General features: G+C 55.3%; 6 protein-coding genes. All 6 read left to right on the top strand.

Annotation, left to right across the window (positions count from 1 at the left end):
* Positions 1-347, top strand: a 347-nt coding sequence (locus FDW87_RS21915; RefSeq protein WP_305764067.1) for a CbiQ family ECF transporter T component, incomplete at its 5' end; no start/stop codon positions are given.
* 8 nt (positions 348-355) lie between these two features.
* A complete protein-coding gene (locus FDW87_RS05925; RefSeq protein ID WP_046275697.1) occupies positions 356-1,171 on the top strand; it encodes an energy-coupling factor ABC transporter ATP-binding protein in 816 nt (271 codons plus the stop codon).
* Positions 1,168-2,688, top strand: coding sequence for a cobyric acid synthase (locus FDW87_RS05920; RefSeq protein ID WP_047357945.1), 1,521 nt, complete (start codon positions 1,168-1,170; stop codon positions 2,686-2,688). The genes FDW87_RS05925 and FDW87_RS05920 overlap by 4 nt, the downstream gene beginning before the upstream one ends.
* Entirely contained in the window at positions 2,685-3,230 is a 546-nt protein-coding gene (gene cobU, locus FDW87_RS05915; RefSeq protein WP_016153512.1) for a bifunctional adenosylcobinamide kinase/adenosylcobinamide-phosphate guanylyltransferase, read from the top strand. The genes FDW87_RS05920 and cobU overlap by 4 nt, the downstream gene beginning before the upstream one ends.
* Positions 3,227-3,970: an adenosylcobinamide-GDP ribazoletransferase gene (cobS, locus tag FDW87_RS05910; protein ID WP_019077089.1), complete on the top strand. Its 744-nt coding sequence runs from the start codon at positions 3,227-3,229 to the stop codon at positions 3,968-3,970. The genes cobU and cobS overlap by 4 nt, the downstream gene beginning before the upstream one ends.
* Before the next feature lie 24 nt (positions 3,971-3,994).
* Positions 3,995-4,541, top strand: a 547-nt coding sequence (locus FDW87_RS21910) for a nicotinate-nucleotide--dimethylbenzimidazole phosphoribosyltransferase (RefSeq protein WP_252363036.1), incomplete at its 3' end; no start/stop codon positions are given.

Raw genomic sequence — 4,541 nt, 5'->3', positions numbered from 1 at the left:
CCGCCAATGAAACCTTCTGGCGCAGCCTGGCTGCGCTGGCGGCGACGTTCTGGCTGGTACTGAATCTGCCGTTTCCGCAATTGATTATCTTACTCAAACGCGCGCACGTTCCTCGCCTGCTCACTGAGCAGATCCTGCTAACCTGGCGCTTTATTTTTATCCTGTTAGACGAGGCGCTGGCTATTCATCGCGCACAAACGCTACGTTTTGGTTATCGTAGCTTGCCGTTGGGCTATCGCTCGCTGGCGATGCTGGTGGGATTGCTGTTTACCCGCGTGTTGATCCGCTACCAGCAAATGACCACCACACTGGATATCAAACTGTATCAGGGTGATTTTCACCTGTAAGGAAAAGTATGCTTGCCACTTCAGCGCTTTGGTTTCGCTATCAGGATGACCCAATCCTCAAAGGGCTAACGCTGGACTTTTCAACGCATGCCGTCACCGGGCTGGTCGGTGCTAATGGCTGCGGGAAATCCACGCTGTTTATGAACCTGAGTGGTTTACTGCGCCCGCAGGAAGGCGCGGTGATGTGGCAAGGCAAACCGCTGGATTACAGCAAGCGCGGCCTGCTGGCGCTGCGTCAGCAGGTGGCAACCGTATTTCAGGATCCCGACCAGCAAATTTTTTATACCGATATCGACAGCGATATTGCCTTCAGCCTGCGCAACCTTGGGGTGGATGAAGCTGAAATCTCCCGCCGGGTGGATGATGCGCTCACGCTGGTAGATGCCCAGCATTTTCGCCATCAGCCAATTCAGTGTTTAAGTCACGGGCAAAAAAAACGTGTGGCGATTGCCGGGGCGTTGGTGTTGCAGGCGCAGTATTTGCTACTGGATGAACCTACTGCGGGCCTTGACCCATCAGGCCGCACGCAGATGATTGAGATAATCAAACGCATCGTAGCGCAAGGAAACCACGTGGTTATCTCCAGCCATGATATCGATCTTATCTATGAAGTCAGCGATGCAGTGTACGTTTTACGCCGGGGTGAAGTGCTAACACACGGCTCGCCGGGTGATGTGTTTGCCCGGACGGATCTTATTGAACAAGCGGGATTAACTCAGCCATGGCTGGTGAAGCTGCATACCGAGCTGGGCTTCCCGCTGTGTAAAACAGAAGCTGAATTTTTTAGCTGTATGCGAGAGAACGCACTGAAGGAGGCGTCATGACGCAGGCAATAATGTTGCAGGGAACGGCATCTGATGTAGGTAAAAGCGTGTTGGTAGCCGGTCTGTGTCGAATTTTTTATCAGGATGGACTGCGTACCGCACCGTTCAAATCGCAGAACATGGCGCTGAACTCTGGCATTACGCCAGAGGGCAAAGAGATGGGCCGCGCGCAAATTTTTCAGGCTGAGGCCGCCGGTATTACGCCAGATGTGCGTATGAATCCGGTGCTGCTTAAGCCGACCAGCGATCGTAAAGCGCAGGTTGTGCTGATGGGCAAAGTGGCAACCGATATGGATGCGGTGAGCTACCACGAGTACAAACCGAAACTACGGGATCAAATCCTGTCTGTTTATAACAGTCTGGCGCAGGAGTTCGATGTGCTGGTTCTGGAAGGGGCGGGAAGCCCGGCTGAGATTAACCTGCGCGATCGCGATATCGTCAATATGGGGATGGCTGAAATGGCGCAGTGCCCTGTCGTTCTGGTGGCGGATATCGACCGCGGCGGGGTGTTCGCCTCCATTTACGGCACGCTGGCGCTACTGCACGACCATGAACGCGCCAGGGTAAAAGGGGTGATCATCAATAAGTTTCGCGGTGATGTGGCGTTGCTGTATTCCGGGATTGAGCAAATTGAAGCGCTGACCGGCGTTCCGGTCCTGGGCGTCATGCCATGGCTGGACGTTGATCTGGAAGATGAAGATGGCGTTGCGCTGCAAAAGGGCAAATATTTGCGCACAGACAAACGCGACATCGATATCGCCGTTGTTCAGATACCACACATTTCTAACTTTACTGATTTCAATGCGCTTGCCGCACAGCCGGATGTGCGCGTGCGCTATGTTCGCCAGCCTGAAGAGTTGGCGGGGGCCGATCTGGTGATTCTGCCCGGCAGCAAAAACACCCTGGGCGATCTGGTGTGGCTGCGTGAAAGCGGGATGGCGCATGGCGTGGTGCAATTACATCGTAATAACGTACCCGTAGTGGGGATTTGCGGTGGCTATCAAATGCTCGGCGAAACCATCATTGATGAAGTTGAGTCAGGACTCGGTACGTTGCCGGGTCTGGGCTTGCTCAATACCGTAACTCATTTTGCCCAGCACAAAACCACGACCCTGGTTGAGGGACAAATGTCCTCCTCGCTGCCGGACTGGCTGGCGGGTACCGCGGGATTATCCGTTCGCGGTTATGAAATTCATATGGGCGAAACGGCATTAACCGAGGAATGCCGGTCGGTGATGACGCTGCGTAAAGACGGTGGCAACGTGGCTGATGGCGCGGTCACTGCCGATGGCCTGGCGTTCGGCACCTATCTTCACGGTCTGTTCGACAGCGATGAATTTACCCGTGCGCTGGTTAATGGCCTGCGAGAACGTAAAGGGTTAGCGCCGCTGGATTCCACCTTCCATTACGCGCAATATAAATCGCAGCAGTTTGATCTGCTGGCGGATGCGATGCGGCAACACATCGATATTGAGAAAATTTATACCATCATGCAGCAACACCGGGAGCCAGTATGATGATTCTGGTGACTGGCGGCGCGCGAAGCGGCAAGAGTCGGCATGCGGAAGCGCTGATCGCAGATTCTCCAAACGTTTTGTATATCGCGACTTCGCAGATTTTTGATGAGGAGATGGCTGCGCGAATTCAGCATCATCGTGACGGACGTCCTGCGCACTGGCGGACAGCCGAACGCTGGCAACATCTCGATGAACTGATTACGGCAGCAAACGATCCACAAGAAGCCATTCTGCTGGAGTGCATCACCACGATGGTGACCAACCTGCTGTTTGCGCTGGGCGGTGACAGCGACCCGGATAGCTGGGATTACGCGGCGATGGAGCAATCTATTGAGGATGAAATTCGTTCGCTGATTGCGGCCTGTCAGCGCTGTCCGGCTAGGGTTGTGCTGGTCACTAACGAAGTCGGAATGGGGATTGTTCCGGAGAACCGTCTGGCACGGCATTTTCGCGATATTGCAGGACGCGTGAACCAGCGACTGGCGGCGGCGGCTGATGAGGTCTGGCTGGTGGTATCAGGAATTGGAGTCAAAATTAAATGAGTAAGTTGTTCTGGGCAATGCTCTCTTTTATTAGTCGCTTGCCCGTTCCTGCTCGCTGGTCGCAAGGACTGGATTTCGAGCACTATTCACGTGGCATTGTGATGTTCCCGCTAATTGGCGTGGTGCTGGGAGGGCTGACGGGGCTGGTCTTTATGGCGCTGCAGCCCTGGTGTGGGGTGCCGTTGGCGGCCCTGTTTGCAGTTCTCACGCTGGCGTTATTGACCGGGGGATTTCATCTCGACGGTCTGGCGGATACCTGTGACGGTATTTTTTCGGCCCGTCGACGCGAGCGGATGCTGGAAATCATGCGTGACAGCCGCCTGGGGACTCACGGTGGACTGGCGTTAATTTTCGTGTTGCTGGCAAAAGTGCTGGTGGTGAGCGAACTGGCTTTGCGGGGTACACCGATGCTGGCGGCGCTTGCAGCCGCTTGTGTCGCCGGGCGGGGTACCGCTGTTTTGCTGATGTATCGACATCGCTACGCCCGCGAAGAAGGGCTGGGCAACGTCTTTATCGGTAAAGTCACCGGGCGTCAAACCTGCGTCACGTTGGGATTTGCGGCGATCCTGGCTGCCGTGCTTCTTCCTGGCATGCGCGGCGTGGCGGCGCTGGTTGTTACGATAGTGGCGATTTTTATTCTTGGGCAGTTATTAAAACGCACGTTGGGTGGGCAGACCGGCGATACGCTGGGCGCAGCAATTGAACTTGGCGAGTTGATTTTCCTGCTGGCTCTGCTCTGAGTCAGCCAACATACTGGAACCCTTATGCAGACTTTAACCTCTTTACTCCACGCAATCCCTTCACCTGATAGTGCTGCGATGCTGCGTGCACAGCAGCATGTCGATGGCTTGCTTAAACCGCCAGGAAGTCTTGGTCGGCTCGAGTCGCTCGCCGTGCAACTGGCCGGAATGCCGGGTCTGAAGGGCGTACCGCATGTGAATGGCAAAGCGATGCTGGTGATGTGCGCCGATCACGGTGTATGGGATGAAGGGGTTGCTGTTTCGCCTAAAATCGTCACGGCTATTCAGGCTGCTAATATGACGCGTGGGACGACAGGCGTTTGTGTGCTTGCCGCTCAGGCGGGGGCAAAGGTACATGTGATTGATGTCGGCATCGATGCTGAGCTTATCCCTGGCGTGGTGAATATGCGCGTGGCGCGCGGCTGCGGCAATATTGCACAAGGCCCGGCAATGAGTCGTTCGCAGGCCGAGGAGCTGCTGCTGGAGGTTATCCGCTATACCCATGAGCTGGCCAAAGACGGCGTAACGCTGTTTGGCGTCGGTGAACTTGGTATGGCAAATACGACACCAG

The sequence above is a fragment of the Citrobacter sp. wls826 genome, assembly GCF_005281245.1.
GTDB lineage: Bacteria > Pseudomonadota > Gammaproteobacteria > Enterobacterales > Enterobacteriaceae > Citrobacter > Citrobacter braakii.
Note: the sequence above shows the minus strand (reverse complement) of the source record. Positions and strands in the feature narration are given on the sequence as shown.